Raw genomic sequence first — 26,043 nt, 5'->3', positions numbered from 1 at the left:
GACCTGAGGTCGAAGGTCTGTCTTGTCCGGTGTGTCCCGAAGCCTCGACCACGACCCGAGGGTCGGGGTCGCCACGCACCGGGACCGCTCCTACTCGTCCACCGAGAAGTCCTCGGGCTGGACGTGGTCGAGGAAGTCGCGGAACTTCTCGACCTCCTCCTGCTGCGCGACGTCGACGACCTCGACGCCCGCCGTCGCCACGACCTCCGCGGAGCACAGCACCGGGCTCCCGGTGCGCACCGCGACGGCGATCGCGTCCGACGCGCGCGAGTCGAGCCGCACGCCGTTGCTGAGCACGAGCTCGGCGAAGAAGATGCCGCCGTCGAGGGCGACGATCTCCGCCCGCTCGAGCCGCACGCCCACCGCGTCGAGCAGGTCCCGCAGCAGGTCGTGCGTCATGGGCCGCGGCGTGGGCAGCCCTGCCTGCGCCATGGCGATCGCGCTCGCCTCCCGCGGGCCGATGACGATCGGCACCACGAGCTCGGACGCGTCGTCGAGCAGCAGCACCACGATCTCCTGGTCGCGCTGCTGCTGACGGACCCCCAGCACCTCCACCGGGACCATCGGGACGTCGTCGCTCACTCCACCACCGTACGACTCCACCCGGCATCCGGCAGGGGGTGCGCACCGGGCGTGCGCGACGGGCGTCGGGCCGTCGCGCGAGGCACGGCGGAGCGGGTGCGGGCGTCAGCGGGTGAGGTCGTCGACGCCCTGGCGCACGAACACGGTGTGCAGCTGCGCGCACAGCTCGCCGACCTCGGACGCGACGGTGCCGGCGTGGGCGCGCGCGGACGGGCTCTGCTGGCCGCGCCACGGCGAGACGACCTGCTGCACGAGGCTCACGTGGCGGTCGGCGGCGGTGCGCAGGGAGCGCAGGTGGCGGGGCTCGATGCCGTAGTCCGCGAGGCCGGCGGCGAGCACGACGACGTCGAGCGAGCGCGCGTCGAGCTGCCCGCCCGGCGCCTGGCGGAGCACGCCGGCCTCGATGAGGCCCTCGACGAGCTCGCGCTCGACCCCGGCGGCGGAGACGAGCGCGTCGACGGTGTAGCGCTGGCGGACGCCGGCCGACCCGGGCTCGCCGTCGGTGGTCGCGAGGCGGGGGGCGAGCGTCTCGGCGTCGGTCCCGGCGTCGAGCGCGGCGAGGCGGTCCTTGATGACCTTCAGCGGCAGGTAGCGGTCCCGCTGCTCGACGAGCACGAAGCGCAGGCGCTCGACGTCGGCGGGGCTGTACTGGCGGTAGCCCGACGCGGTCCGCACCGGCTCGATGAGGCCCTGCTCCTCGAGGAAGCGCAGCTTGGAGTGGCTGACGTGGGGGAACTCGGCCCGCAGCGCGCGCAGCACGTCGGAGATGCGCATGGTCGCGCGGCGCGAGATCCCCTGGGGCCACGGTTCGGGCCCGTCCGCGGGCTCCGGGGCCGTGGCGTGCGCGGCGCCGGTCGACATGTTCACGACGGGGAGGCCGCGCCGCCCGACGACGCCGCCGCGTGCGGGCTGGCGTGGAACGTGAGCCGGTACTTGCCGATCTGGACCTCGTCGCCCGTGCCGAGCGCGACCGCGTCGATCCGGCTGCGGTTCACGTACGTGCCGTTGAGGGACCCGACGTCACGCACGACGAAGTGCTCGCCCTCGCGCACGAACTCGGCGTGCTTGCGGGACACGGTGACGTCGTCGAGGAAGATGTCGGCGTGCTCGGAGCGCCCGGCGACGGTGCGCTCGGCGTCGAGGAGGAAACGCGAGCCCTGGCCGGGGCCGCGCTGCATGATGAGCAGGGCCGAGTGGCGGGGCAGGGCGGCGACGGCGGCGTGCTCCTCGGGGCTCAGGCCCCCGGGCTGCACGCCCTCCTCGATCGGGGCCTCGATCCGGCCGAAGCTGACCGTCGTGTCGCTGGTCGCCCGGTTCGGCACCTCAGGACCGCCTGGGACACTCATCACGCCTCCTCGGGGCTCACGCACGTCGTGCTCGAGCTCGGAAACCGCACCGGGGGACGAGCCCCGGGGTGCGGGAAACTGGTGCTCGAAAACTACTACACCTGCAGGTCACGCGGTGCGTGCGACCCTCGGTCGTCCCAACCTACCCCGGCCCGTGGGCCTGCGGGAAGCCGGTTCACTCGTCGGCGGGGACGGGGGTCGCGTACCGGGGTGCGCGGGGCTCGACGGTCGCGGTGACCTCGGCCCTGTCCTGCTGGGTGACGGTGGTGCGCGCGCCGTCGGCGCGCAGGGACGCCATGGCGCCGCCGGGGATCTCGAGCGCGGTCTCGAGCGTCGACGGGTCGCCGATCGCGGTCCACCGGTACGGGGACGAGATCACCTGCCCGTCGACGACCACGCCGTCGGAGGTGTCCTCGAAGTAGCTGCTCGCGACGAGGCGGACGCCGTTGACCTCCATGGCCTCGGCGCCCGCGTTGCGCAGCTCCTCCAGCACGTTGAACAGGCCGAACGCCTTGAGCGGTTCGGCACCCTCGACGACCTCGATCTCGACGCCCGGGCCCTCGGCGGGGAGCCGGCCCGAGAGGATGCCGAGCGTCTCGGCCTGCTGCTCGGCGAGCTCGAGCGCGGCGCGCTCGCGGCCGGAGCCGGACTGCAGCTCGTCGCGCGTGGCCTCGAGCGAGGACACCTGGTCCTCGAGCTCGCCGGAGCGCTGGGTGACGTCGTCGAGCAGGCGCACGAGGTCGCTCTGGCGCAGGGAGGAGAGCTGGTCCTCCTGCGTCTGGCTCACCTGGACGACGAGCGCGAAGCCGAGGAGCGCGCACAGGACGCCGACCATGACCTGGGAGCGCGACGCGCGCGGTCGCATCGCCCGGCCGAGGCCGCGCAGCCCGCGCGGCTCGGGCTGGGTGGGGGTGCCGTGGCGCCCGACGGCGGCCGTCGCCCCGGTGACCGGGTCCGGCTCGGCGGTGGGCGCGGTCTCGGCGTCCTGCTCGGGCGCCGCGGCTTCCGGGGTGGTCGTCGCGCCCGTCGTCGCGTCGGGCGTCGCAGGGTCCGGCGTGTTGGCGGCGGGGCTCGGGTCGTCGGGCTGGTCGGCGCGGTCGTCGGGTGCGGGGCGCTCCCCCGCTGCTGCGGCCGGGACGGTGGTGTCGCTCGGCACCGTGTTGTCCGGGTCGCTCGGCGCGGCCGTGCCGGGGGTGCCGCTGGTGCCGGTCGGCGCGGCACCGGTCGGGGTCGTGTCGGCCGCGGTGCTGCCGTCGTCCTCGAGGTGGCCGGTGGTGGCCACGGTCTCGCCGGCCGCCGGTGCGTCGCTCGGCGTCGTGGGGTCGCCGGGGACCGCTGCGGGCTCGTCCGGGTCGTCGTGGGGCGCGCCGGGCGGCGCACCCGGGCCCGGGCCGGTCTCGACGGGGGTGGTGGCGTCCTCGTCGGAGTCGTCGGTGCGGGGCGGGACGTGCTCCGTGTCGCGCGCGTCGTCGTCGGTCCCGGGCTCGGTGCCGGGGACGGCGGGGGTGCCGACGGCGGCGTCGTCACCGTCCGCGGGCGTGGTGGGGTGCTCGGGCCGGTCGCCCGGAGCCTGGTCGCGGGGGTCGCGGCTCATGCTCACGCCTTGAAGATGTGGCGCCGGATCGCGGCGGCGTTGGAGAAGATGCGGATGCCGAGGACGACGACGACGGCGGTCGAGAGCTGGCTGCCGACCCCGAGCTGGTCGCCGAGGAACACGATGAGGGCGGCGACGACGACGTTCGACAGGAACGACACGAGGAAGACCTTGTCGTCGAACAGGCCGTCGAGCCGGGCGCGCAGGCCGCCGAACAGGGCGTCGAGGGCGGCGACGACGGCGATGGGGAGGTAGGGCTGCAGCGACACGGGCACGGTGGGTTGCAGGACGAGGCCCGCGACGATGCCCACCACCAGTCCGACGACTGCGATCATTCGACGATCTCCTGCCCTGTCTCGTGCGGTGCGGATGGGGTCCCGGACCCGTCGGTCGTGCCCGGCGCGGGGCCGGTCTCCTCGGCGGGTGCGTCGGAGTCTACGGTCGTCTCCGGGGCGTGCGCGAAGAACAGCGTGGGCGCGGACCGGCCGGGCAGGTCGAGGCGGCTCTGCGTCGTCACGCCGGAGCGGATGCCGTACTGGGTGCCGAGGAGCTGGAGGAAGTCGGACGTGCCGGACCGCAGGAGCGAGGTGCGCATCGCGTCGGGGTCGCCGATCGCCTCGACGCGGTAGGGGCCGACGAGGGGCTGCAGGTCGACGAGCACGGCGTCGCCGGCGCTGCGGATCGCGGACAGGCCGGTCAGGCGCTGGTCGTTGATCGCGACGGCCTCGGCGCCGCCGGCCCACAGGGCGTTGACGACGCGCTGCAGGTCGGAGTCGTGCACGAGCGAGCTCGCGTCGGTGGCCCCGGAGGACAGGCCGCCGCCGGTGTCGTCGAGGGTGACGACGACGCCCTGGCCCTCGACGGGCTGCGTCCCGGTGAGCGCGCCCTCCTCCTGGAGGCTGTCGAGCACGTCGGCGCTCGCGCCGCTCAGGGCCGCGCCCTGGAGCTGCTCGATCTCGCCGGACAGCTCTGCGCCGCGGGCGGAGAGCTCCTCGGCGGTGGCCTGGCGTTCGAGGATCTCCTGCTCGAGGGTCTCGCGTGCGGCGATGACGCCGGGCTGCGGGGCGCGCAGCTGCACGGCGGCGGCGGTGGTGACGACGCCGAGGACGACGGCGAGGGCGACGAGCGCGACGGTGCCGGTGCGGCCGCGGTGCGGGGTCTGCCCAGCGGCGCGGCGCGCGGCCGCGGCGGCGTACCCGGGGTCGAGGGGGCGGTGCATGACCTCGTTGAGGAGGGTCATGGACGCGTCCACGGGTGCGCGGCGCGCGGCGGCGGGCTGGTCCGGTCGCGTGTCGGTCACGGCGTCTCCTTCGTCGCGGTCCCGGGCCGGTCGGTGCGGGCGGCGCGGTCGCGCAGGACGAGCGCCCGGGTCTGCAGCACGTACTGCGCGCCCGCGAGCCAGTACAGGCCCACGCCCCACCAGGTGAACGCCCACCCGGTGACGGCGGCGACGTCGCCGAGCCAGCCCGGCATCTCCGCGAGGAGCAGCAGCGGGAACGCGTACAGCAGGGCGAACGTGCCGGCCTTGCCCGCGAAGCTCACGGGCAGCGGCCCGTAGCCGTGGCGGGCGAGCAGCGGCAGCAGGCCCGCGAGCAGGACGTCGCGCGCGACGATCGCGACGACGAGCCACACGGGCACGACGTCGCGCCACGCGAGCCCGAGGAGGGTGACGAGGATGAAGAGGCGGTCGGCGGCGGGGTCGAGCATCTGCCCGAGGCGGCTCACCTGGTCCAGGCGGCGCGCGAGCACGCCGTCGAGCCAGTCCGACGCCCCGGACACGGCGAGGACGACCAGGGCCCACACGTCGTCGCCGCGCACGATGAGGACCGCGAACACGGGTACGAGGAGCAGCCGCAGGAGGCTGATGACGTTCGGGACGGTCAGGACGCGCGAGCTGACCTGCTGCCCTGCCGTCACACCCACCGCCCCGTGCTCGCGTCGCGCCGTCGCGGCGACCTGCCGCGCGCGACCATCCTACGTACCGGCCCCGGTGACCTGGGCCCTCATTTCGCGGCGCGGCGCCCCGCAGGGCCCGAAATCACCCGCTTCGCCCGGTGTCCGGGGCGGGCCGGGCACCGGCGGGGCGGGTGCGGGTGAGGGACGTCACCGGGCCCGGCCCCGCGGCCCGCCCGCGCCCTCCGGTACGATGGGTGGACCTTTGGAGTTCGTCGCTCGTCCCGCGTGTGTCCGTGAGAGTGGCCGACCCCCCTGATCTCCCCGATCGTGGCGGTGGCCGGCCTGGTGTGTTCGGGAGTGCGACCTGCGAGAACCGACCCGGTGACCGCACGCCACTCCACACCCCGAAACGAACGGTCCTCACCCTTTCATGACTGCTGACGTCGTCGCGCCCTCGCACGCCCTCGACCACTCCACCGACACCTCCCCCGCCGTCGCGGAGCAGACCGCTCCCACCGGCCCCGTGTTTTCCGACCTCGGCCTGCCCGCGCCCCTCGAGCGCGCCGTCGCCGACCTCGGGTTCGTCACCCCGTCCGCGATCCAGGCCGAGGCCATCCCCGCGCTCCTCGCGGGCCGCGACATCACCGGCGTCGCGCAGACCGGCACCGGCAAGACCGCCGCGTTCGGCCTCCCGCTGCTCGCCGCGATCGACCCCACGCTGCGGCGCGTGCAGGCCGTCGTCCTCACCCCGACGCGCGAGCTCGCGATGCAGGTCGCCGACGCCGTCGAGTCGTTCGCGGCGCACCTGCCCAAGGTCGACGTCGTCGCCGTGTACGGCGGCTCGCCCTACCAGCCGCAGCAGCGGGCGCTCGCGGCCGGGGCGCAGGTCGTCGTCGGCACGCCCGGGCGCGTCATCGACCACATCGAGCGCGGCACCCTCGTGCTCGACGACGTGCGCTTCCTCGTGCTCGACGAGGCCGACGAGATGCTGCGCATGGGCTTCGCGGAGGACGTCGACACGATCTTCTCCCGCGCGCCGCGCGAGCGTCAGGTCGCGCTGTTCTCCGCGACGATGCCCGCCCCGATCCGCCGCGTCGCGAACGAGCACCTCACCGACCCGGTCGAGATCGCCGTCGCCCGCCAGTCCTCCACGGTGACGAGCGTGCGCCAGACGTACGCCGTCGTGCCGTTCCGCCACAAGACCGGCTCCCTCGTGCGCGTCCTCGCCACGTCCGACGCCGAGGCCGCGATCGTGTTCACCCGCACGCGCGGCGCCGCGGAGGAGGTCGGGTCCGCGCTCGTCGAGCGCGGCATCTCGGCCGCGACCATCTCGGGCGACGTCGCGCAGAAGGAGCGCGAGCGGATCGTGGAGCGCCTGCGCTCCGGTGCGCTCGACGTCCTCGTCGCGACCGACGTCGCCGCGCGCGGCCTCGACGTGGACCGCATCGGTCTCGTCGTGAACTTCGACCTGCCGGGCGAGCCCGAGGCGTACGTGCACCGCATCGGCCGCACCGGCCGCGCGGGCCGCACCGGCGAGGCCCTGAGCTTCGTCACCCCGCACGAGCGCGGGCGCCTGCGCGCGATCGAGCGCACGACCCGCACCCCGCTGCAGGAGATCGAGATCCCCTCCCCCGCGGACGTGTCCGCGCACAAGGTGCGGGCCCTGCTCGGGCAGGTCCCCGCCCGCCAGGAGGCAGGCCGCCTGTCGATGTACGCCGACATGGTGCGCACCTTCCTCGCCGAGCACGACGTCGACCCGGTCGACCTCGCCGCGGCCATGGCGGCGCTCGCGGTCGGTGACGACGGGCCGCGTGCCCGTGAGGAGCAGGAGCGGTTCGAGGCGGAGCGGGCCGCGGCGCGCGAGCAGTCGAAGGCGCGTCGTACGGAGCGCGCGGGCGAGCGTCCGTCGCGCGGTGACCGTGCGTCGGGCCGGCGCGAGGGCGACGGGACGCGCGGTATCCGCCGCGACGCCGTCGGGACGCGCTACCGCCTGTCCGTGGGGCACAAGGACGGCGTGATGCCGGGCGGGATCGTGGGCGCGCTGACGAACGAGGCGGGTCTGGCCGGGTCGGACGTCGGCAAGATCGACATCTTCCCGTCGTTCTCGCTCGTGGACATCACCGCCCCGCTCGACGCGGACACGATGGACCGCATCTCGCGGGCACGGGTCGCGGGCAAGGCGCTGCGCATCCGTCTCGACGAGGGCGCGCCCGCGTCCCGGGGCCCGCGTGCCGGGCACGGCCCGTCGGGTCGTCGTGACGAGCGTCGTGACCGGTTCGACCGTGCCGACGACCGGGGCGAGCGCAAGCCGCGCCACCGCGCCGCGTTCTGACCCGCGCCGCCGGCGGCAATCCCGCCGGCGCACGACGACGGCCCCCGGATCTCCTCGATCCGGGGGCCGTCGTCGTCGGTACGGGGTGACCCGTGGCGCGGGCACGGGAGGCCCGCGCCTGCGGTCCTTACTCGTGGGCCTCGCCGTGCGCCTTCACCAGGGCGGCGAGGCGACGCGCCTCCGCCTCGCCCCGGGCGCCGTCGGCCCGTTGGATGCCCATGACGGCGAGGGTGGACCCGTCCGCGAGGTCGAGACGCACCCACGCGTCGCCGGAGCCGAAGCGGACCGACACGATCTGGGGCCAGGCGAGGCGGCGCGTGTAGATGACGTTGCGCACCCGCAGGCCCTCGCGCGTCGGGACGGCGTGCACGCCGCCCAGGCGCCACAGCAGCCACGCCGCGAACAGCGCGAACGCCGCGATGGACAGCCGGTTCACCCACGACGTGCCGAGCGGCCCCGTCGCGGACAGCCCCACCACGACGCACCCGCCGACGACGACCACGCCCGTCGCCCAGGCCGACACCAGGCCGAACCGGGGCCGGAACGTGCGGTACGGGTCGTCGTCGCGGTCGCCCGGCAGGCCGGGGTCGGGGAACGGGTCGGTGCTCATGCCGCCACCGTCTCACACCCGCCGACCACCCACCGGGGGCCGAGGTTCAGAGGCGCGAGGCGTGGATCCGGGTCACGAGGATCGCGCGCGCACCCACGTCGTACAGGGCGTCCATGACCTGGTTCGTGCGGTCGCGGCGCACCATCGCCCGCACCGCCGCCCAGTCCCGGTCGTGCAGCGGCGACACCGTGGGCGACTCCAGGCCCGGCGTGATCGCGACCGCACGGTCCACGAGCGACACCGGCACGTCGTAGTCCATGAGGACGTACTCGTGCGCCGTCAGCACCCCCTGCAGACGACGGGACAGCACCTCCACCCCCGCCGGGACGTCCGCCTCCGCAACCTTGCGCGGCCGGATCAGCACCGCCTCCGACACCAGGATCGGGTCGCCGAACACCTCCAGGCCGGCGCCCCGCAGCGTCGTGCCCGTCGAGACCACGTCCGCGACGACGTCCGCCACCCCGAGCTGCACCGCCGACTCGACCGCACCGTCCAGGTGCACCACCGTCGCGTCCACCCCGTGCGCCCGCAGGTGCCCCTCCACGAGGACCTCGTACGACGTCGCGACCCGCAGCCCCTGCACCTGCTCCAACGACGTGATCGTCCCCGCCGGCGCCGCGTAGCGGAACGTCGACCCCCCGAACCCGAGCTGCATGTGCTCCACCGCGTCCGCGCCCGAGTCCAGCAGCAGGTCCCGACCCGTGACCCCGACGTCGACCGTGCCCGACCCCACGTACACCGCGATGTCGCGCGGGCGCAGGAAGAAGAACTCGGCGTCGTTGTCCGGGTCCGCCAGCACCAGCTCGCGCGGGTCACGGCGCTGGCGGTACCCCGCCTCGCGCAGCATCTCGACGGCGGGCTCGGACAGGGACCCCTTGTTGGGGACGGCGATACGCAGCATGACAGGACCTTCGTTCAGGGGATCGGGCAGGAAGAGGGGAACAGCAGGGACGAGCGAGGGGCGAGCGGCGCTCGCGGCCGGGAGCGGGGGACGCTCACCGGCGCGGCCGCTCACAGATGCTCGTACACGTCCTGCAGGCTCAGACCCTTCGCCAGCATGAGGACCTGCAGGTGGTAGAGGAGCTGGGAGATCTCCTCCGCCGTCTTCACGTCGCCCTCGTACTCGGCGGCCATCCACACCTCGGCGGCCTCCTCGACCACCTTCTTCCCGATCGCGTGCACGCCGGCGTCCAGCTCCGCGACCGTGCCGGAACCGGCAGGTCGCGTCGTGGCCTTCTCGGACAGCTCCGCGAACAGGGACTCGAACGTCTTCACGGGCTCCAGGGTATCCGCCGCCCGGACCCGGCCGGGGCGTGTCCGCCCAGCGGGCACGCCCCGACCCGGTCCGTCACAGGTCGCGCAGCGCCACGACCGTCGCGACCGCCGCCTCCGCGGCCTCCGCACCCTTGTCCTCGCGCGACCCCTCCAGGCCCGCCCGGTCCAGGGCCTGCTGCTCGTCGTCGCACGTCAGCACACCGAACCCCACCGGCACCCCCGTGCGCACGCTCACGTCCGTCAGACCCGACGTCGCCGCCTGGCACACGTACTCGAAGTGCGGCGTCCCCCCACGGATCACCACGCCCAGCGCCACCACCGCGTCCGCGCCGTGCTCCACCGCGCGTGCCGCCGCCACCGGCAGCTCGAACGACCCCGGCACCCGCACCACGCTCACGTGCGACACGTTCGCCGCCGCCAACGCCCGCCGCGCGCCCGCCAGCAACCCGTCCATCACCTCCGTGTGCCAGCTCGCCGCGACCACCGTCACCCGCAGCCCCGACCCGTCCACGCTCACCGTCGGCGCACCTGCCCCGCTCATCCCTCGTCCTCCTTCGTCTCCGTACCCGGCTCGTCGCCCGGCTCCACCAGGACAGCCCCGTCCGGGACCGCCACCGTGTCCAGCAGATGACCCATCGCCACCTTCTTCGTCACCAGGTACGCCCGGTTGTGCTCACCGTGACCCACCTCGATCCGCTCCGCCCCCACCACGTCGATGCCCGACGCCACCAGACCCGTCACCTTCGCCGGGTTGTTCGTCAGCAACCGCACCCGCGACAACCCCAGGTCCGCCAGGATCGCCGCCGCCGCCCCGTACTCCCGACGATCCACCGGCCACCCCAGCTCCAGGTTCGCCTGCACCGTGTCCAGACCAGCGTCCTGCAGCTCGTACGCCCCGATCTTCGCCAGCAACCCGATCCCCCGACCCTCGTGCCCCCGCAGGTACACCACCGCACCCCCCTCCGCCGCGACCCGCCCCAACGCCGCCCCCAGCTGCGGACCGCAGTCGCACCGCAACGACCCGAACGCGTCCCCCGTCAAGCACTCCGAGTGCACCCGCACCACCGGCACCACCTCCGTCCCGACGGCGCTCGCGGCCTCCGCACCAGCCTCACCCCGACCCGAGGCACCAGCAGGGGGGACCGCAGGGACCAGCGCCACGTGCTCCGCCCCCGTACGCAGGTCCCGGTACCCCACCACCCGGAACCGGCCGTGCACCGTCGGGAGCTCCGCCGACGACGTGCGGTGCACCCGCCGCGCCACCGCCTCCCGATCCGGCACCTCCGTGGCCACCGCAGGCGCCGAGTCGTGCACCCGCCGCCACGCCACCAGGTCCGCGATCGTGATCAGCACCAACCCGTCACGCTCCGCCAACGCCGCCGCGTCCCCCAGACGCATCATCGTCCCGTCGTCGTGCACCAGCTCCGCGATACCCCCGACCTCACCCCTCCCCGCCAGACGCACCAGGTCCACCGCGGCCTCCGTGTGCCCCGCACGATGCAGCACACCCCCCGGCACCGCCCGCAACGGCAGCACATGACCCGGCCGGATCAGATCACTCGCACCCGACGCCGGGTCCGCCAGCACCCGCAACGTCCGCGCCCGGTCCTCCGCCGAGATCCCCGTCGACACCCCCGTCGCCGCGTCCACCGTCACCGTGTACGCCGTCCGCCGCGGATCCTGGCTGTGCGGCACCATCAACGGCAGCTCCAACGCGTCCGCCCGCGCCGCCGGCATCGGCGCGCACAGGTACCCCGACGAGTGCCGGATCGTCCACGCCACCCACTCCGCCGACACCCCCTGCGCCGCGAACACCACGTCCGCCTCGTTCTCCCGGTCCGGCGAGTCCGCCACCAGCACCGGACGCCCCACCCGGATCGCCGCCAACGCCTCCTCGACCGACCCCAGCCGCACGGCCCCCGACCCCTCCGGCACCGCGGCGCTCGCGGACCCCGCGCCCGTCACGACGCGCTCCCGGGGACCACGCCGGACACCAGCAGGCGCTCGACGTACTTCGCGAGCACGTCCACCTCGAGGTTCACCCGGTCGCCCGGCACCAGTCGCCCGAGGATCGTCGCCTCGAGCGTCGTCGGGATCAGCGAGACGCCGAACGTCTCGTCGTCCACGTGCGTCACCGTCAACGACACCCCGCTCACCGCGATCGAGCCCTTCTCCGCCACGTAGCGCGTCAGACCCGCAGGGGCGGAGAGCACCAGGTCGTCCCACCGCTCCCCCGGCGCGCGGCTCACGAGCGTCCCGACGCCGTCCACGTGGCCCTGCACCACATGACCGCCCAGCCGCGCGTCCGCCCGGACGGCCCGCTCCAGGTTCACCGGCGACCCCGCCACGAGGTCACCCAGCGCAGTCCGCCGCAACGACTCCGGCATCACGTCCGCCGTGAACGACCCGTCGCCCCCGAGGCTCGTGACCGTCAGGCACACCCCGTTCACCGCGATCGAGTCACCGAGCGCCGCGTCCGACGCCGCGAGCGGCCCCTCGACCGTGAGCACCGCGTCCTCCCCCGCGCCGCCAGGGAACGCGATCCCCCGGACCCTGCCGATCTCCTCCACGATCCCCGTGAACATCAACCCACCCGTCCTTCCGTGCTCTTCCTGGACACCACCAGCGCGTCGTCCCCGACACGCCTCACCTCCACCGTGCGGAACCGGTGCGCGTCGGCGATCGTCGCCACACCCAACCCGTCCACCGCTCGCCGCCCGCCCCCCAGCAGCACCGGGGCCACGTACGCGTGCAGCTCGTCCACCGCGCCCGCGGCCAGGAACGCCGTCGCCAGCGTCGGACCGCCCTCCACCAGCACGTGCCGCACCTCGCGCTCCGCGAGCCGCTCCAGCACCTCACCGACGTCCCGCGTCAGCACGTGCACCAGCTCGCCACCCTCCCCGTGGACCCGCGCCGTCGGCGGGATCCCCCGCAGGCCCACGACCACCCGCAACGGCTGGTGCTCCGCCAGACGCGCGGCGCTCGCGGCCTCGTGGGACGAGCCGTGGGTGGGCACCCGCGCGGTGAGCTCGGGGTCGTCGGCCAGGAGCGTGCCCGTGCCGACGACGATCGCGTCCACCTCCGCCCGCACGCGGTGCGCGTGCTCGCGCGCCGCGGGCCCGGTGATCCACCGGCTCGTCCCGTCCGCGGCGGCCACGTAGCCGTCGAGCGTCGTAGCCGTCTTGAGCGTCACGTACGGCGTGCCGCGCCGGACGGCCGTGAGCCACACCCGCAGGAGCTCCTCGCCCTCGGCGGCGCGCAGGCCGCGCACGACGCGGACCCCCGCGGCCCGCAGCCGGTGCGCGCCGCCCGTGGCGACGGGGTTCGGGTCGTCGACGCCGAGCACGACCTCCGCCACGCCCGCGGCGACGAGGGCGTCGGCGCACGGGCCGGTGCGACCGGTGTGGGCGCACGGCTCGAGCGTCACGACCGCCGTCGCGCCGGCCACGTCGACGCCGCGCGCCCGGGCGTCCGCGAGGGCCGCCGCCTCGGCGTGCGGCGTCCCCGCGCCACGGTGCCACCCCTCGGCGAGCACGGGCCGCGGGTGCGGGTCGATCGAACCGGGCGCGGCGCCGTCGGGCAGGGTCGCGCCGGGCGGAGGGCCCAGCAGGACGCACCCGACGCGGGGGTTCGGCCCGTGCGCCGGCCCTCGGGCCGCCAGCTCGAGCGCGCGCGTCATCGCGTCGTCGACCGTCAGGGTGCGGGGATGCTCGCCCATCGTCCTCCTCCCGGGCACGGGCGCTCCGGGGTGAGGGCGGGCGGCGGGTCGAGCCACGAGGGCTCGACGGCGTCGCTCACCACGGCGAGGCCGTCACCGTCCCGGACGGGTGCACCGGCGGGTCGCCGGAGCACCACGCGCCGAGGCGTGGCCACGCCGCACGTGCTTCCTCCCATCCGGACTTTCACCGTCGGTCCTGGAGTTCCACCAGGTCAACCGCGCGTGGGCGCGGGTCGCGGACTGTCACCGCCGGCTCGGAATTGCACCGACCCCGGAGCACGTTCGTGCGTACTGCGTACTGCAACCGCCGATGTTACTCCGGGTGCGCCCCGCGCGGGTGCGACCGGCGGTCCGACGCGACCTCGCCCGCTCCCGTCGAGGTCGCCGCTCGCGAGCACCGCCTCCCCCTGAGCCGTCGAGCTTCGCCGTCCGACGGCTGGCTCCGCTCTTTCTCCTTGCTCGGTGGTGAGGTTCTCGCGGTCTTGTGGATGGAAGATGTGCGCTTGGCACACTATTTTATGTGGAACGAAGAAGGGGCCCGAAGAGGGCCCCTTCCCGTCCTGACGTCAGTGAGAGTGCGCCGACGCCTCCGCCAGATCGCGCAGCGCCTGGATCTCCCCGGGCACGCTCTCCGCCCCGTAGACCGCCGACCCGGCGACGAAGACGTTCGCCCCCGCGTCCGCGGCTCGCTCGATCGTCGAGCGGGACACTCCCCCGTCGACCTGGATCCACACGTCGAGGCCCGACTCGCTCACGGCCTCGCGCGCCCGCCGGATCTTCGGCAGCGTCCCCTCGATGAAGGACTGCCCGCCGAAGCCCGGCTCGACCGTCATGACAAGGATCATGTCCACCTCGGTCAGCAGGTCCAGGAAGGGCTCCACCGGCGTCGCAGGGCGCAGCGCGACGCCTGCGCGGGCTCCCAGGCGGCGGAGCTCGCGAGCGAGCCGCACAGGGGCAGCAGCGGCCTCGGCGTGGAACGTGACCGACGCCGCGCCCGCCTCCGCGTAGGCCGGCGCCCAGCGGTCTGGGTCCTCGATCATGAGGTGGGCGTCGATCGGGACGGGCGACACCTGCGCCAGGCGCTCGAACACCGGCAGCCCGAGCGTGAGGTTCGGCACGAAGTGGTTGTCCATGACGTCGACGTGCGCGTAGTCCGCCGTGGCGATCGCGTTCAGGTCGCGCTCGAGGTTCGCGAAGTCGGCGGACAGGATGCTCGGTGCGATGAGGGCTGCCATGGGCCCAGCCTAGGGGCGCGTGCCGGAGCCCGGTGCTCGTACCCTCGTCGCGTGAGCGACCTCTCCTCCCCCTCCCTCGGCCCGGCCCCTGCCTCCGTCCGCGGCACGCCGCACCGCCCCGGGGACCCGCGCGCCTCCGCGCCCGCCGTGACGGTGCGCCCGGCCACGGTGCACGACCTGCCGCGGGTCGCGGAGATCGCCGCCCCGTTCGTGCGCGACACGTGCGTGACGTTCGAGGAGGAGGTTTGGGACGTCCCGGCGTGGCACCGCAAGCTCGACGACGTCGCCGCGCGCGGCCTGCCGTTCCTCGTCGCCGAGGTCGACGCCCCGGGCGGGCCGGGCTCCCCGACCGGCGTTGTCGTCGCGGGCTACGCGTACGCGTCGGCCTGGCGCCCCAAGCCCGCCTACCGGCACACCGCCGAGGACACGATCTACCTCGCCCCGGAGCACGCCGGGCGCGGGGTGGGCACCGCGCTGCTCGCCGCGCTCCTGGAGGCGCTCGCCGCCGCGGGGGTCCGCCAGGTCGTCTCCGTCGTCGCCGACGTCCCCGAGGCCGCCGGGTCGCTCCCGCTGCACCGCCGCTTCGGCTTCGTCGAGGCCGGCCGCCTCACCGCCGTCGGGTTCAAGCACGGCCGCTGGGTCGACACGATCCTGCTCCAGCGCACCCTCTGAGCACCCTGGTGCGCCCCGACCCACTCGGTCGAGCAGGCGGTCCTGGTGGGTGGGGGCACCCGGACCCGCCACGACCACCTGCTCGGCGGGAGAAGGGGGGCCGTTAGACGACCAGGGGTCGGCGGAGGTCGGTGGTGCGGCGCTCGACCGTGCGCCAGGCGTGACGGCTCACGCCGGGGTGGGCGTCGCGGTCGATGTCCGCGAGCGCCGCGAGGAGTCCGTCGAGGGTCTGGGCGACGGCGCGCTGGGCGCGGCGGCGGGGCAGTCCCCAGGTGGTGCCCTCGGTGACGAGGTAGTCGGCGGTGAGGCGGTCCATGTCGCGTTCGCCGGCGACGTCCATGGCGAAGACGCGGGAGGCGTGGTCGTGGTGGAGGTGCATGGCGATGTCGTAGGCGGGGGCGAGGCGGACGGTGCCGTCGGCGTGGCGCAGGACGGAGATGTTCTTGGCGTGGGCGTCGGTGTTGCCGAGAGCGAGGTTGAGGGTGGTGAGGGCGAGGAGGGGGTCGGGGCGGGTGCCGTCGTCGCGCAGGGTGCGGGCGATGGCGGCGAGGGAGGGGAAGCGGCGGCCGTGCTGGAACTTGCGTTCGGGGTCGCGGGTGTTGATGCCGAGGGCCTGGGCGGCGTCCTCCTGGTGGAGGCGTGCGGTGCCGGTGGGGTCGGTGGGGTCGGGGACACGGTCGTAACGAGTGACGACGATGGCGCGTTCGCCGTCGAGCTCGGTGACGTGCGCGTCGACGGTGGTGAGGCCGATGCGGCGGGCGAGGTCGAGGGCCGCGGCCTCGGTGTTGACGAGGTCGGCGGTGGGTGAGTCGGAGGGGCGGGCGACCTTGAGGATGTGGGTGGTCGGTGCGGTGCCGTGGGGCCTGGCCCAGCCGTGCTCGTCGTGAAGGAGGGTGATCTTGGGTTCCATGCCGGGCAGGGAGCTGGTGAGGTGGTCGGTGCGGCCTTCTCCCCCGCTGCGTGCGACGGCGGCGCGCAGGAGTCGTGCGACGGCGGCGTCGTCGAGGCGTTCGGGGGTGCCGGGGGTGGGGAGGGGTTGTCCTTCGGGTGCGAGGAGGACGGCGCCGGCGGTGTCGTGGCCGTAGTGGACGAGGAAGGCGAGGGCGTCGTCGGGGTCGATGCCGGCGTCGATGGCCATGGCGTCGCGGGTGCGGCCCTCGGGGAGGAGTCCGTCGAGCCAGGCGGCGACGCGCGCGGGGTGGGGCGGGGGTTCGTCGGGTGGGGTGATGGGGAGCAGGTGGGACAGGACGCGGGCGTCGTGCCCCCAGCGGTCGAGGGCGTCGGTGGTCCAGGTGAGGGTGACGCGGGGTGTGCCGTCGGTGGTCCGCAGGCCGGTGGGTGCGAGGGTCGCGACGGGGGTGCCGTAGAGCCAGGCGGTGAGGTTGGTCATCGGCGTTCCTGGAGTCGGAGGTCGACGTCGAGGGTGTCGAGGAGCTCGAAGAGTCGTTGGACCCAGAGGTTCTCGACGCCGTTCTCGAGCTCGGAGAGGTACTGGCGGGTGATGCCGAGCTCGTCGGCGACCTGGGCCTGAGTGAGTCCGCGGGTTCGGCGGACGCGGCTGAGGTAGGCGCCGAGGTCGCGGGGGCTGCGGGGGGTGGTCCAGGTGTCGGCCATGCTGGCTCTCCTGCCGTGGGGTGCGCTGACGTGCTGCCGCGTCGGGATTCCCTGACACGAGACGTTGTCAGGTTACTCCGACACCCCAGCGTTGTCGAGATATGACGACATCACGACGCGTAGCGCGGCACTCACACCGCGCGGCGCAGGAGGGTGAGGTGCATGGCGTCGGTGCCGTGGACGTGCGGCCAGAGCTGGACGTCCTGACGGTCCCCGAGCTCGACGGTGTCGCGCACCTCGGGGCGCACGACGTCGCGCACGACGGCCGGGGCGTCGAGGACCTCGACGTCGTCGCGACGGCGCAGCACGTCGGCGACGACGACCTGGGTCTCGGCGAGGTGGGGCGAGCAGGTGACGTACCCGACCACTCCCCCGGGCCGGACGGCGTCGAGCGCGGAGTCGAGGAGCTCGCGCTGGAGCCCGGTGAGGGTCGCGAGGTCCGCCGGGGTGCGGCGCCACCGAGACTCGGGCCGGCGGCGCAGGGCCCCGAGGCCCGTGCAGGGGGCGTCGAGGAGCACGCGGTCGTACGCGCCCGGCTCGTCCTGCCCGACGGCGCGCCCGTCACCCGTGCGCACGGCCTCCACGGCGTCCGCGGGCACGGCGGCGAGCGCCTTCTCCACGAGGCGCGCGCGGTGCGGCTGGACCTCGTTGGCGACGAGGCCTGCCCCGCGCTCGGCCGCGAGCGCCGCGAGGAGCGCGGCCTTGCCGCCGGGGCCGGCGCACAGGTCGAGCCAGCGCGCGTCGTCGCCGGTGGAGCCGGGCTGCGGTCCGGCGAGCGGTGCGGCGGCGAGCGCGAGGGCGACGAGCTGGCTGCCCTCGTCCTGGACGCCGGCGCGGCCGTCGCGCACGGCGCCGAACGCGGCGGGGTCGCCGCCGTCGAGGGTGAGCGCGGTGGGCGCCCAGCGGGCGGGGGTGACGCGGCCGTCGCCGTCGGCGAGCTCGTGGGGGTCGGCGAGGCCGGGGCGCGCGACGAGCGTGACGCGGGGGGCGTCGTTGTCGGCGGCGAGGAGGGCGTCGAGCTCGTCGACGGGGCGTCCGTTGCCGGCGAGGGCGTCGCGCAGGGCGCGGGCGATCCACACGGGGTGGCTCTGGGTGGCCGCGAGCGCCGCGAGGGGGTCGGGGGCGTCGTCGGCGAGGGTCGTGAGCCAGTCGTCGAGGGGGGTGCGGGCGACGCGGCGCAGGACGGCGTTGACGAGCTGGGCACTGCCGGCGCCGGTGCGCTCGCGGGCGAGGCCGACGGTCTCGGAGACGGCGGCGTGCTGCGGGACGCGCATGGCGAGGAGCTGGTGGGTGCCGAGGCGCAGGACGTCGAGGACGGGCGGGTCGAGGCGGTCGAGGGGGCGGTCGAGGCAGTGCGCGAGGATCGCGTCGTAGCGGCCGCGCAGGCGCAGGGTGCCGTAGGCGAGCTCGGTCGCGAAGCCGGCGTCGCGACCGCGGATGCCGCGCTCGCGCAGCAGGGGCGGCAGGACGAGGTTGGCATAGGCGTCGGAGCCGTCGACCTGGCGCAGGACGTCGTACGCGACGGCCCGTGCGGGGTCGGTGCCCTTGCGGCGCTGGGAGGGTGCCGCGGAGCCGCGGTGCACCTCGCCGCGAGAGCGGGCGGCGCCGCGCTGGCGCCCCCGGGCGTCGCGGCGCTCGTCTCCCCCGCCGGCCGGCGCCGCTCCAGAATTCGAACGTGCGTTCGAGTTGTTGCCCCCACCCTGGCCGTCACCGCTCGAACGCTTGTTCGACGCGGCGCCCTCCCGGCCCTGCGGTCGCTCGTTCCTGTTCGAACGCGCGTTCGAACCGTCGCGGTCGCGGCGCTCGGCGCTCATCGGGCGGTCTCCGCACCGAGGACCGCGGCGTCGTCGAGCCGGGCACCGCGCGCCCAGTCCGCGGCGGCCATGTGCTTCTTGCCCACGGGCGCCACCTCCCCCAGTTGGACGGCGTGGGTCGCGGTCCCGACGAGCACCTCCTTCTTCCCGGCGCGCACGCGCCCGGGGGCGAGGTCGACGACGTCGGGCCGCAGGGTGACCGGGCCCAGCCCGAGGCGCGCGGGCGTGCCGTCGGCGCCGGGCAGGGTCGTCCACGCCCCGGGGGCCGGGGTGCAGCCGCGCACGAGACGGTCGACCGCGAGCGCCGGGTGGTCCCAGCGGACCTCCGCGTCGGCGGTCGTGAGCTTGGCGGCGTGCGAGACGCCGTCGGCGGGCTGGGGCTGCGGGCGCAGGGTGCCGTCCTCGAGGGCGTCGAGGGTCGCGACGAGGAGGCCCGCACCGGAGACGGCGAGGCGGCCCAGGAGGTCGCCCGCGGTGTCCCGGGGGCGGATGGTCTCGGTCGTGGTGCCGAGCGTGGGGCCGGAGTCCAGCCCTTCCTCGATGAGGAACGTCGTCGCCCCGGTCACCTCGTCGCCCGCGATGATCGCGCGCTGCACGGGCGCCGCGCCGCGCCAGGCGGGCAGGACGGAGAAGTGCAGGTTGACCCACCCGTGCCGGGGCACGGCGAGCACGTCGGGGCGCAGGATCTCCCCGTACGCGACGACGGGTGCCGCGTCGACGTCGAGCGCGTCGAGGCGCGCGAGGAAGTCCTCGCCGCGGGGCCGGTCGGTGAGGACCGGGATCCCGGCCTCCTCGGCACGCACGCGGACGGGGCTGGGGGTCAGGCGCCGTCCGCGGCCCGACGGCGCGTCGGCGCGCGTGAGCACGGCGACCACCTCGTGGCGGGAGTCGAGGAGGGCGTCGAGGGACGGGACCGCGGTATCCGGGGTCCCCGCGAACAGCAGGCGCATGGGCCCGATTCTAGGTGGCCGTGCAGCGCGGCCGACCCGGGAGCGGCCCGGTGCACGGGTCGGGCGCCCGGTGTGCGCAGGCGCCCGGTCCAGGCGCGGGCGTCATCTCGCCAACGTGGCGACCGGCGGGAACACGGGGAACGTCTCGTCGTCCACGGGGGCCAGCTCCAGGCAGCTGGGCCGGTCACCGTCCACGAACAGCAGCAGGAGGAAGCGCTCCGTGCCCGCCTCCAGCACGACGCGCGGGCCCTGCGCGGGGACGGGACCGGCGTCGTCGCCGAGGTCGATCGTCGGGCAGGACCCGCACGCGCACGTGCCGTGCACCCGCACGGCGTCGACCTGGGCGAGCCACCGCCGTCGGTCGGCCGCGTCCTGGTCGGGCGCGACGGCCTCGTCGCGGCACCCGTGACGGAGCATCCAGACGAGGACGTCGCGCTCCGGGGCCGTGAGCGCGCGCGGCACCCCGGCACCCGTCACGACGCGGCGCCCATCACGACCCCGAGCCCTCGGGGCCGACCGGCACGCCCAGGTCGCGCAGCGCGGCGCGCAGGCCGACCGTGCCGTCGAAGAGGTGGGTGCGCAGCCCGAGACGCGCGGCGGCCTCGACGTTGGCCGGGCTGTCGTCGGTGAACAACGTCCGGGCCGGGTCGAGACCGAACCGCTCGACCGCGAGCGTGAAGATCGCCGGGTCGGGCTTGGCCAGTCCCTCGCGCCCCGAGACCAGCACGTCCTCCATGAGGGCCGTGGCGGGCGCGGCCGGCGCGGCGTGCCCGAAGAGCTCCGCGGACCAGTTCGTCAGGCCGTACAGCCGCAGGCCCAGGTCACGCAGCTCGCGCACGAGCTCCTCGGAGCCCTCGACCGGGCCGGTGAGCGTCGCGGGGAACCGCTCGACGTACCGGTCGAGCAGCGCGACGTGGTGCGGGTGGGTCGCCGCCACGCGGTCGCGCGCGTCCTGCCACGTCGCGCCCGCGTCCCGCTCGTGGTTGAGCACCCGGAAGTCCACGTCGGCGAAGAACGCGTCCACGTCGCGGCGGTCGACGCCGTCGTACGCGCCGTACGGGTCCCAGCCCACCAGGACGTTGCCGAAGTCGTACAGCACGGCGTCGATCTCGCGGGCGGCGGGTGCCGGGTCCCGGTCGGGGTTCGCGTCGGCGGACGCCTCGACGAGGGGGGCGACGGTCGGGGCGTCGGGCGCGGGGCGGTGCGTCACAGGATCTCCTTCGGGTCGAGCTCCACCCGGACGCTACCCGGCTCGCGCCGCGCGGACCGGACCGCGACGGACGCGCCGAGCTCGCGCGCCAGCAGCCGGCCGTCGCGCACCGGGACCCGCACCACCGCCCGCACGGGCGGGGCGTCGACCAGCCCGGGCGCCGCGCCGTCCGCCCCGTCGGCACCCCGCCCGCGAGGCGACGCCGCCACCTCGACCGGACCGAGCACCGTCTCCGGGCCCGCGAGCCCCACCCGGCCCAGCACCGCCGCCACGGCGGGACGGTCGCCCGTCACCGCCGCCACCCGGACCGCCGGCGGCAGCGACAGCTCGACCCGCTCGTCCAGCTCACGGTCCGCGAGGAGCGCCGGGTCCCAGCGCACAAGCGCGTTCGTCGGCGCGGGCGCGGCGTCGCCCACGAGCAGCACCTGCCCGCCTGCCGTCGCAGGCCGCACGAGCGCCGCCGCGGCGAGCCAGCGCGCGAGCGCGTCCTGCGCCACGTCGAGCCCGACGTGCGCCGTGCTCACCGCCGCGTCCAGCAGCAACGCCGCCGCGTACCCGCCCTCGGCGACCGGCTCGGCGCCCGGCGTCGCCACCACGAGCGCGGGACGCGCGGACACCGCCCCCAGCACCCCGCCCGCCGCCGCGGCACCCGACACCTGCACCGGGACCCCCGCGAACGCACGTCCCAGCTCCTCCGCCGTGCGCTGCGACCCCACGCGCACCGACCGCAGCCCCGTCCAGTGGCACTCCGCGCACGACCACCCGCCCGCGAGCGCCCCGCACCACGCGCACTGCGGCGTCGCCTGCGGACCGGACAGCGCGAGCGGCCCGTGGCACACCGTGCAGCGCGCGGGCGTGCGGCACCGGGCGCACGCCACCACGGGCACGTACCCCGACCGCGGCACCTGGACCAGCACCGGACCCTGCTCGAGCGCCGCGCGCGCCGTGCGCCACGCGGCCGTCGGGATGCGCGCCGCGGCGCCCGGTCCCTCCGCCGCCAGCTCGACCGAGGTCAGCGCCCGCACGCGCGGCGCCCGGGCCCGCACGACGTCGCGCGGCGCCGCGAGCTCGTGCGCCCAGCCCCGCACGACGAGCGCGTGCGCCGCGACCGTGCGCCCGTGCGACCCGAGCAGGAACGCGGCGCCCTCCTGGTCGCTGCGCAGCGCGAGCACCTCGCGCGCGTGCGGGTACGGGGCGCGCGGCTCGGCGAGCGTGTCCTCGCCGTCGTTCCAGCACACCACCAGCCCGAGACCGACCACGGGCGCGAACGCCGCCGCACGGGTCCCCACGACGACGCGCGCGTCGCCGTGCAGGACGGCGAGGAACGCGCGGTAGCGCGGCGCGGGCCCCTCGTCGGCCGTCAGCCGCACCACCTCGCCCCCGGTCGCCGCGTCCCACGCGGGCAGCCCGGCGGCCGCGAGCGCGGCGCACACCTGGTCGACGTCGCGCGCGTCCGGCACGACGACGAGCGCGCCCCGCCCGCCCGAGCGGGCCGCGCGCACCGCCTCGGCGACCGCGGCCGCCCAGTGCGTGACGGGCAGCGCGTCGGGCTCCTTGCGCGAGCGGCCCCCGCCGCGCCGACCCTCGGGCACCACCTCGGGCGCCGGGGGCGCGAGCCCGGGGAGCGCGGTCCACACGGCCCGGGGCGACCCGCCGCCCGCGACGTGCGCGAGGAAGGCGGCGCCGGCCCGGTACGGGGCCCACACGGACTCCTGGTGCGGTGCCCGCGCCGCAGCGGGTACCGACGCGGGAACGGGCTCGGCAGGCGCGGGGACGGGCTCGGCGACGGGAGGACCCGCAGGAGCCGCCTCGGCGGCGACGGCGTCCTCGCGCGTGGCGACCGGGGCGTCCCCGGCCGGGGCAGTTCCTGGCGCGGGCACCGCGCCGGGGGCCGTCCGTGCCGCGAAGGACTGCTCGGCGCGCGCGTGCCGCGGGGGCACGGCGAGGCGCAGCACGTCCGAGAGCGTGCCGGCGTAGTGGTCGGCGACCGCCCGCGCGAGCCGGGCGACGGCGGGCGCCAGCACGGGCTCGGCCGACACGACGCGCCGCAGCGGCAGCAGGCGCCCGTCGTGGTCCGAGCGGTCGAGGCGCTCCAGGACGTACCCGTCGACGTCCCGGCCCGCGAACCGCACCTTGACCCGCACCCCCGGGCGCGCCTCGTCGGACATCGTGGCGGGCACGAGGTAGTCGAAGGGGCGGTCCAGGTGCGGGGGCGCGAGGTCGAGCGCGAGGCGCGCCACCGGCAGGTGCGCGGCGATCTGGTGCGACGCCGGCGGCGCGGGCCCCCGACGGGGCGCGGCGGGCGCGACGGTGAGCAGGGTGTCCTGCACCGCCCGCGACGTGTCCTCCGGCTCGCTCACGACGCCATCGAACCACGCGCCGCCGTCACGACCGGCGCGCTCACGACCTCGCTCACGACGATGCACCGGGCAGTGCGCCCGGCACCCGCGGTGCCGTGCCGCCCGGGTACGAGGCCGTCGCCCGCGACCGGCGCGACGACGCTCCTCACACCTGGGACTGCAGGTCCGCGACGCGGTCCGTGCGCTCCCACGTGAACTGCTCGAGCTCGCGCCCGAAGTGCCCGTAGGCCGCCGTCGGGGCGTAGATGGGACGCAGCAGGTCCAGGTCGCGGATGATCGCCGCCGGGCGCAGGTCGAACACCTCGCGGATCGCGGCCGTGATGCGCTCGACCGGGACCTTCTCCGTGCCGAACGTCTCCACGTACAGGCCGACGGGGTGCGCCTTGCCGATCGCGTACGCGACCTGCACCTCGCAGCGCCGCGCCAGACCCGCCGCGACGACGTTCTTCGCGACCCAGCGCGTCGCGTACGCGGCCGAGCGGTCCACCTTCGACGGGTCCTTGCCGGAGAACGCGCCCCCGCCGTGGCGGGCCATGCCGCCGTACGTGTCGACGATGATCTTGCGGCCCGTCAGGCCCGCGTCACCCTGCGGGCCGCCCACGACGAACGTGCCGGTGGGGTTGACGAACAGGCGCGTCGCGCGCACGTCGAGGTCGAGGCCCGCGGCGTCCAGCACGGGGGCCACGACCTGCGCCGCGACCTGCCGGTGCAGCTCGTCCTGACGGACGTCCGGGTCGTGCTGCGTCGAGAGCACCACCGTGTCGAGGCTGACCGCGCGGTCGCCGTCGTACCCGACGGTGACCTGCGTCTTGCCGTCCGGGCGCAGGCCCGGCACCGTGCCGTCCCGGCGCACCGCCGCCAGCCGCTCCGCGAGACGGTGCGCGAGCCACACCGGCAGGGGCATGAGGCTCGGCGTGTCGTCGCTCGCGTACCCGAACATCAGGCCCTGGTCGCCCGCGCCCTGCGCGTCGAGGGGGTCGTGGTCGCCCTGGTCGTCGCGCTCCTCGAGGCTCTTGTCGACGCCCTGCGCGATGTCCGGCGACTGCTGGCCGATCGACACCGAGATGCCGCACGAGTCCGCGTCGAAGCCGATCACCGACGACGTGTACCCGATCCGGCGCACGACGTCGCGCACGATCTGCGGGATCTCGACGTACGCGTCGGTCGTCACCTCGCCGGCGACGTGCACCAGGCCCGTGGTGACCATCGTCTCCACCGCCACGCGGGACGTCGGGTCCTGCGCGAGGAGCGCGTCGAGGATCGCGTCGGAGATCTGGTCGCAGACCTTGTCCGGGTGCCCCTCGGTGACGGACTCGGACGTGAAGAGACGCAGCTCAGCCATGGCGCACAGCCTACTGTCCCGAAAGGTGAGCGAGCGTATCCGGCAGGCGAGACGAGACGCGGGTCACTCGCCCGCCCCGGCCCGCTCGACCGACGGCGCCACGCGCGGCACGACGACGTCCCACACCGCGTCCGCGACCTCGCCCTTCGACCCGCTCGCCGTCGCGACGACGTCCCCCGCGCCGTCGACCACGGTCACGTCGTTCGCGTCGACCGCGAACCCGCGCCCCTCGCCCACGGCGTTGACCACGAGCAGGTCCGCGCCCTTGCGCCGCGCCTTGGCCCGGCCGTGGTCGAGCACGGACCCGCGCGCGTCACCGGTCTCCGCCGCGAAGCCGACCACCACCTGGCCCGGGCGCAGCCGGTCGCGGGCGAGCTCGGCGAGCACGTCCGGGTTCTCCACGAGCGCGATCGGCTCGGGCCCCTGGCCCGGCACCTTCTTGATCTTCGCGTCGGGCGCGTGGGCCGGACGGAAGTCCGCGACGGCCGCCGCCATGACGACGACGTCCGCCCCGGCCGCCGCCGACCGCACCGCGTCGCGCAGCTGCGCCGTCGTCTCGACCTCCACCACGGCGTCGGGCACGCCCCCGGGCGCGCGCACGAGCGCGGCCACGTCCGGGGACAGGTTCGCCGCCACGAGCGTGACGTGCGCGCCGCGCGCCGCCGCGGCCCGCGCGAGCTCGACGCCCTGGCGCCCGCTCGACCGGTTGCCGATGAACCGCACCGGGTCGATGGGCTCGCGCGTCCCGCCCGCCGACACCACGACGCGCCGACCCGCGAGATCCTGCGCCGGCCCGCGGCCCGGCCCGTGGCCCGGCTCCGCGCCCGCGTCGGCGGCGGTCGCGCGGGACGCGTCCTCCACGACGGCGAGCGCGACGCGCGCGATCTCGTCCGGCTCGGGCAGGCGGCCGGGTCCGGTGTCCGCCCCCGTGAGGCGGCCCGACGCCGGCTCGATCACGTGAACGCCCCGCGCCCGCAGCGTCGCCACGTTCGCGGCCGTCGCCGGGTGCTCCCACATCTCCGTGTGCATCGCGGGCGCCATGACCACCGGGCAGCGCGCGGTGAGCAGCGTCGAGGTCAGCAGGTCGTCCGCGCGCCCGACCGCCGCGCGCGCCAGCAGGTCCGCCGTGGCGGGCGCCACGACCACGAGGTCGGCACCCTGGCCCAGGGCGACGTGCGGCACGTGCTCGACGTCCTCGAACACCTGGTCCGTGGCCGGCTCGCCCGAGAGCGCCTCCCACGTGGGCGCGCCCACGAAGCGCAGGGCTGACGCCGTCGGCACCACCCGCACCCGATGGCCCTGCTCCCGCAGCAGCCGCAGCAGCAGCACGGCCTTGTACGCCGCGACCCCGCCGCTCACACCGAGCACGATCCGCATGTCGTTCCTCCTGGAGGTCCGGCTCAGACCCGCCGCCGACCGCGGCGGGGAAGGGGCCCGCGCACCCGGGCGCGGACGCACGAACGCCGCGCCCTCCGGTGGAGGTGCGCGGCGTG

The 26,043-nt window shown here is 75.8% G+C and carries 26 protein-coding genes and 1 riboswitch; of the genes, 2 read left to right on the top strand and 24 right to left on the bottom strand.

All coding sequences use genetic code 11. The features are described 5' to 3' along the window. Positions 1-90 precede the first annotated feature (90 nt). From ACI769_RS14025 to ACI769_RS13995, 7 genes are all read right to left on the bottom strand, one after another. Positions 91-564 (bottom strand): bifunctional nuclease family protein, encoded by a 474-nt coding sequence (locus ACI769_RS14025; protein WP_024839673.1) that lies wholly within the window; start codon positions 562-564, stop codon positions 91-93. A 123-nt stretch (positions 565-687) separates the two neighbouring features. Continuing rightward, positions 688-1,443 carry a MerR family transcriptional regulator gene (locus ACI769_RS14020; RefSeq protein ID WP_043651632.1) on the bottom strand — a complete coding sequence of 252 codons (756 nt, stop codon included), beginning with the start codon at positions 1,441-1,443 and terminating at the stop codon, positions 688-690. A 2-nt stretch (positions 1,444-1,445) separates the two neighbouring features. Further along, positions 1,446-1,928 (bottom strand): FHA domain-containing protein, encoded by a 483-nt coding sequence (locus tag ACI769_RS14015; protein WP_409141773.1) that lies wholly within the window; start codon positions 1,926-1,928, stop codon positions 1,446-1,448. A gap of 175 nt (positions 1,929-2,103) precedes the next feature. Beyond that, the gene (locus tag ACI769_RS14010) at positions 2,104-3,522 is read right to left on the bottom strand and encodes a DUF881 domain-containing protein (protein WP_409141772.1); all 1,419 of its coding nucleotides are present in this window, start codon (positions 3,520-3,522) and stop codon (positions 2,104-2,106) included. 2 nt (positions 3,523-3,524) lie between these two features. Next, a complete protein-coding gene (locus ACI769_RS14005; RefSeq protein ID WP_021483549.1) occupies positions 3,525-3,857 on the bottom strand; it encodes a small basic family protein in 333 nt (110 codons plus the stop codon). Then, positions 3,854-4,822: a DUF881 domain-containing protein gene (locus ACI769_RS14000; protein WP_232422894.1), complete on the bottom strand. Its 969-nt coding sequence runs from the start codon at positions 4,820-4,822 to the stop codon at positions 3,854-3,856. The genes ACI769_RS14005 and ACI769_RS14000 overlap by 4 nt, the downstream gene beginning before the upstream one ends. Further along, positions 4,819-5,439 carry a CDP-alcohol phosphatidyltransferase family protein gene (locus ACI769_RS13995; protein ID WP_034656174.1) on the bottom strand — a complete coding sequence of 207 codons (621 nt, stop codon included), beginning with the start codon at positions 5,437-5,439 and terminating at the stop codon, positions 4,819-4,821. The genes ACI769_RS14000 and ACI769_RS13995 overlap by 4 nt, the downstream gene beginning before the upstream one ends. 409 nt (positions 5,440-5,848) lie before the next feature. On the opposite strand from ACI769_RS13995, the gene ACI769_RS13990 reads away from it, so the two are divergent. Then, on the top strand, positions 5,849-7,750 hold the full coding sequence (locus ACI769_RS13990; protein WP_085387970.1) for a DEAD/DEAH box helicase: 1,902 nt from the start codon (positions 5,849-5,851) through the stop codon (positions 7,748-7,750). Positions 7,751-7,877: 127 nt separating this feature from the next. Here the strand turns inward: ACI769_RS13990 and ACI769_RS13985 are convergent, their stop codons facing one another. The 8 genes from ACI769_RS13985 to rpe form a co-directional block, all read right to left on the bottom strand. Continuing rightward, positions 7,878-8,360 (bottom strand): PH domain-containing protein, encoded by a 483-nt coding sequence (locus tag ACI769_RS13985; RefSeq protein WP_009865158.1) that lies wholly within the window; start codon positions 8,358-8,360, stop codon positions 7,878-7,880. A gap of 46 nt (positions 8,361-8,406) precedes the next feature. After that, on the bottom strand, positions 8,407-9,261 hold the full coding sequence (gene hisG / locus ACI769_RS13980) for an ATP phosphoribosyltransferase (protein ID WP_009865157.1): 855 nt from the start codon (positions 9,259-9,261) through the stop codon (positions 8,407-8,409). Positions 9,262-9,371: 110 nt separating this feature from the next. Beyond that, on the bottom strand, positions 9,372-9,635 hold the full coding sequence (locus ACI769_RS13975) for a phosphoribosyl-ATP diphosphatase (protein ID WP_024839663.1): 264 nt from the start codon (positions 9,633-9,635) through the stop codon (positions 9,372-9,374). Positions 9,636-9,708: 73 nt separating this feature from the next. After that, a complete protein-coding gene (gene ribH / locus ACI769_RS13970) occupies positions 9,709-10,176 on the bottom strand; it encodes a 6,7-dimethyl-8-ribityllumazine synthase (RefSeq protein WP_047234219.1) in 468 nt (155 codons plus the stop codon). Further along, entirely contained in the window at positions 10,173-11,600 is a 1,428-nt protein-coding gene (gene ribB, locus ACI769_RS13965) for a 3,4-dihydroxy-2-butanone-4-phosphate synthase (protein ID WP_085387971.1), read from the bottom strand. The genes ribH and ribB overlap by 4 nt, the downstream gene beginning before the upstream one ends. Continuing rightward, positions 11,597-12,220: a riboflavin synthase gene (locus ACI769_RS13960; protein ID WP_085387972.1), complete on the bottom strand. Its 624-nt coding sequence runs from the start codon at positions 12,218-12,220 to the stop codon at positions 11,597-11,599. Before ACI769_RS13960 ends, ribB begins: the two co-directional genes overlap by 4 nt. Further along, positions 12,220-13,353 (bottom strand): bifunctional diaminohydroxyphosphoribosylaminopyrimidine deaminase/5-amino-6-(5-phosphoribosylamino)uracil reductase RibD, encoded by a 1,134-nt coding sequence (gene ribD / locus ACI769_RS13955; RefSeq protein WP_232322570.1) that lies wholly within the window; start codon positions 13,351-13,353, stop codon positions 12,220-12,222. The genes ACI769_RS13960 and ribD overlap by 1 nt, the downstream gene beginning before the upstream one ends. 158 nt (positions 13,354-13,511) lie before the next feature. Next, a riboswitch (FMN riboswitch) is annotated at positions 13,512-13,637 on the bottom strand. A gap of 282 nt (positions 13,638-13,919) precedes the next feature. Then, entirely contained in the window at positions 13,920-14,588 is a 669-nt protein-coding gene (gene rpe, locus ACI769_RS13950; RefSeq protein ID WP_085387973.1) for a ribulose-phosphate 3-epimerase, read from the bottom strand. Positions 14,589-14,639: 51 nt separating this feature from the next. Here rpe and ACI769_RS13945 point away from each other — a divergent pair, with 51 nt between their 5' ends. After that, positions 14,640-15,260, top strand: coding sequence for a GNAT family N-acetyltransferase (locus ACI769_RS13945; protein WP_409141771.1), 621 nt, complete (start codon positions 14,640-14,642; stop codon positions 15,258-15,260). 103 nt (positions 15,261-15,363) lie between these two features. Here ACI769_RS13945 and ACI769_RS13940 read toward each other — a convergent pair whose 3' ends face one another. From ACI769_RS13940 to ACI769_RS13900, 9 genes are all read right to left on the bottom strand, one after another. Then, entirely contained in the window at positions 15,364-16,650 is a 1,287-nt protein-coding gene (locus tag ACI769_RS13940) for a type II toxin-antitoxin system HipA family toxin (protein WP_409141770.1), read from the bottom strand. Beyond that, the gene (locus ACI769_RS13935) at positions 16,647-16,874 is read right to left on the bottom strand and encodes a helix-turn-helix domain-containing protein (protein WP_031316417.1); all 228 of its coding nucleotides are present in this window, start codon (positions 16,872-16,874) and stop codon (positions 16,647-16,649) included. The genes ACI769_RS13940 and ACI769_RS13935 overlap by 4 nt, the downstream gene beginning before the upstream one ends. Before the next feature lie 131 nt (positions 16,875-17,005). After that, complete coding sequence (locus tag ACI769_RS13930; protein ID WP_409141769.1) at positions 17,006-18,688, bottom strand: transcription antitermination factor NusB; 1,683 nt, start codon at positions 18,686-18,688, stop codon at positions 17,006-17,008. Continuing rightward, the gene (gene fmt / locus ACI769_RS13925; protein ID WP_043660208.1) at positions 18,685-19,638 is read right to left on the bottom strand and encodes a methionyl-tRNA formyltransferase; all 954 of its coding nucleotides are present in this window, start codon (positions 19,636-19,638) and stop codon (positions 18,685-18,687) included. The genes ACI769_RS13930 and fmt overlap by 4 nt, the downstream gene beginning before the upstream one ends. Positions 19,639-19,740: 102 nt before the next feature. Then, entirely contained in the window at positions 19,741-20,115 is a 375-nt protein-coding gene (locus tag ACI769_RS13920) for a hypothetical protein (RefSeq protein ID WP_085387978.1), read from the bottom strand. 13 nt (positions 20,116-20,128) lie between these two features. After that, positions 20,129-20,848, bottom strand: a complete 720-nt coding sequence (locus ACI769_RS13915) for an HAD family phosphatase (RefSeq protein WP_232322571.1) — start codon at positions 20,846-20,848, stop codon at positions 20,129-20,131. Then, positions 20,845-23,208 carry a primosomal protein N' gene (locus ACI769_RS13910; RefSeq protein ID WP_409141768.1) on the bottom strand — a complete coding sequence of 788 codons (2,364 nt, stop codon included), beginning with the start codon at positions 23,206-23,208 and terminating at the stop codon, positions 20,845-20,847. The genes ACI769_RS13915 and ACI769_RS13910 overlap by 4 nt, the downstream gene beginning before the upstream one ends. 145 nt (positions 23,209-23,353) lie before the next feature. Beyond that, positions 23,354-24,550, bottom strand: coding sequence for a methionine adenosyltransferase (gene metK / locus ACI769_RS13905; protein ID WP_034653075.1), 1,197 nt, complete (start codon positions 24,548-24,550; stop codon positions 23,354-23,356). A 63-nt stretch (positions 24,551-24,613) separates the two neighbouring features. Further along, positions 24,614-25,927, bottom strand: coding sequence for a bifunctional phosphopantothenoylcysteine decarboxylase/phosphopantothenate synthase (locus tag ACI769_RS13900; protein ID WP_409141767.1), 1,314 nt, complete (start codon positions 25,925-25,927; stop codon positions 24,614-24,616). Between the last annotated feature and the right edge of the window lie 116 nt (positions 25,928-26,043).

The sequence above is a fragment of the Cellulosimicrobium sp. RS genome (assembly GCF_046159675.1).
Lineage (GTDB): Bacteria > Actinomycetota > Actinomycetes > Actinomycetales > Cellulomonadaceae > Cellulosimicrobium > Cellulosimicrobium funkei.
The sequence above is the reverse complement of the archived record's forward strand: the minus strand, read 5'-3'. Positions and strand labels throughout refer to the sequence as shown.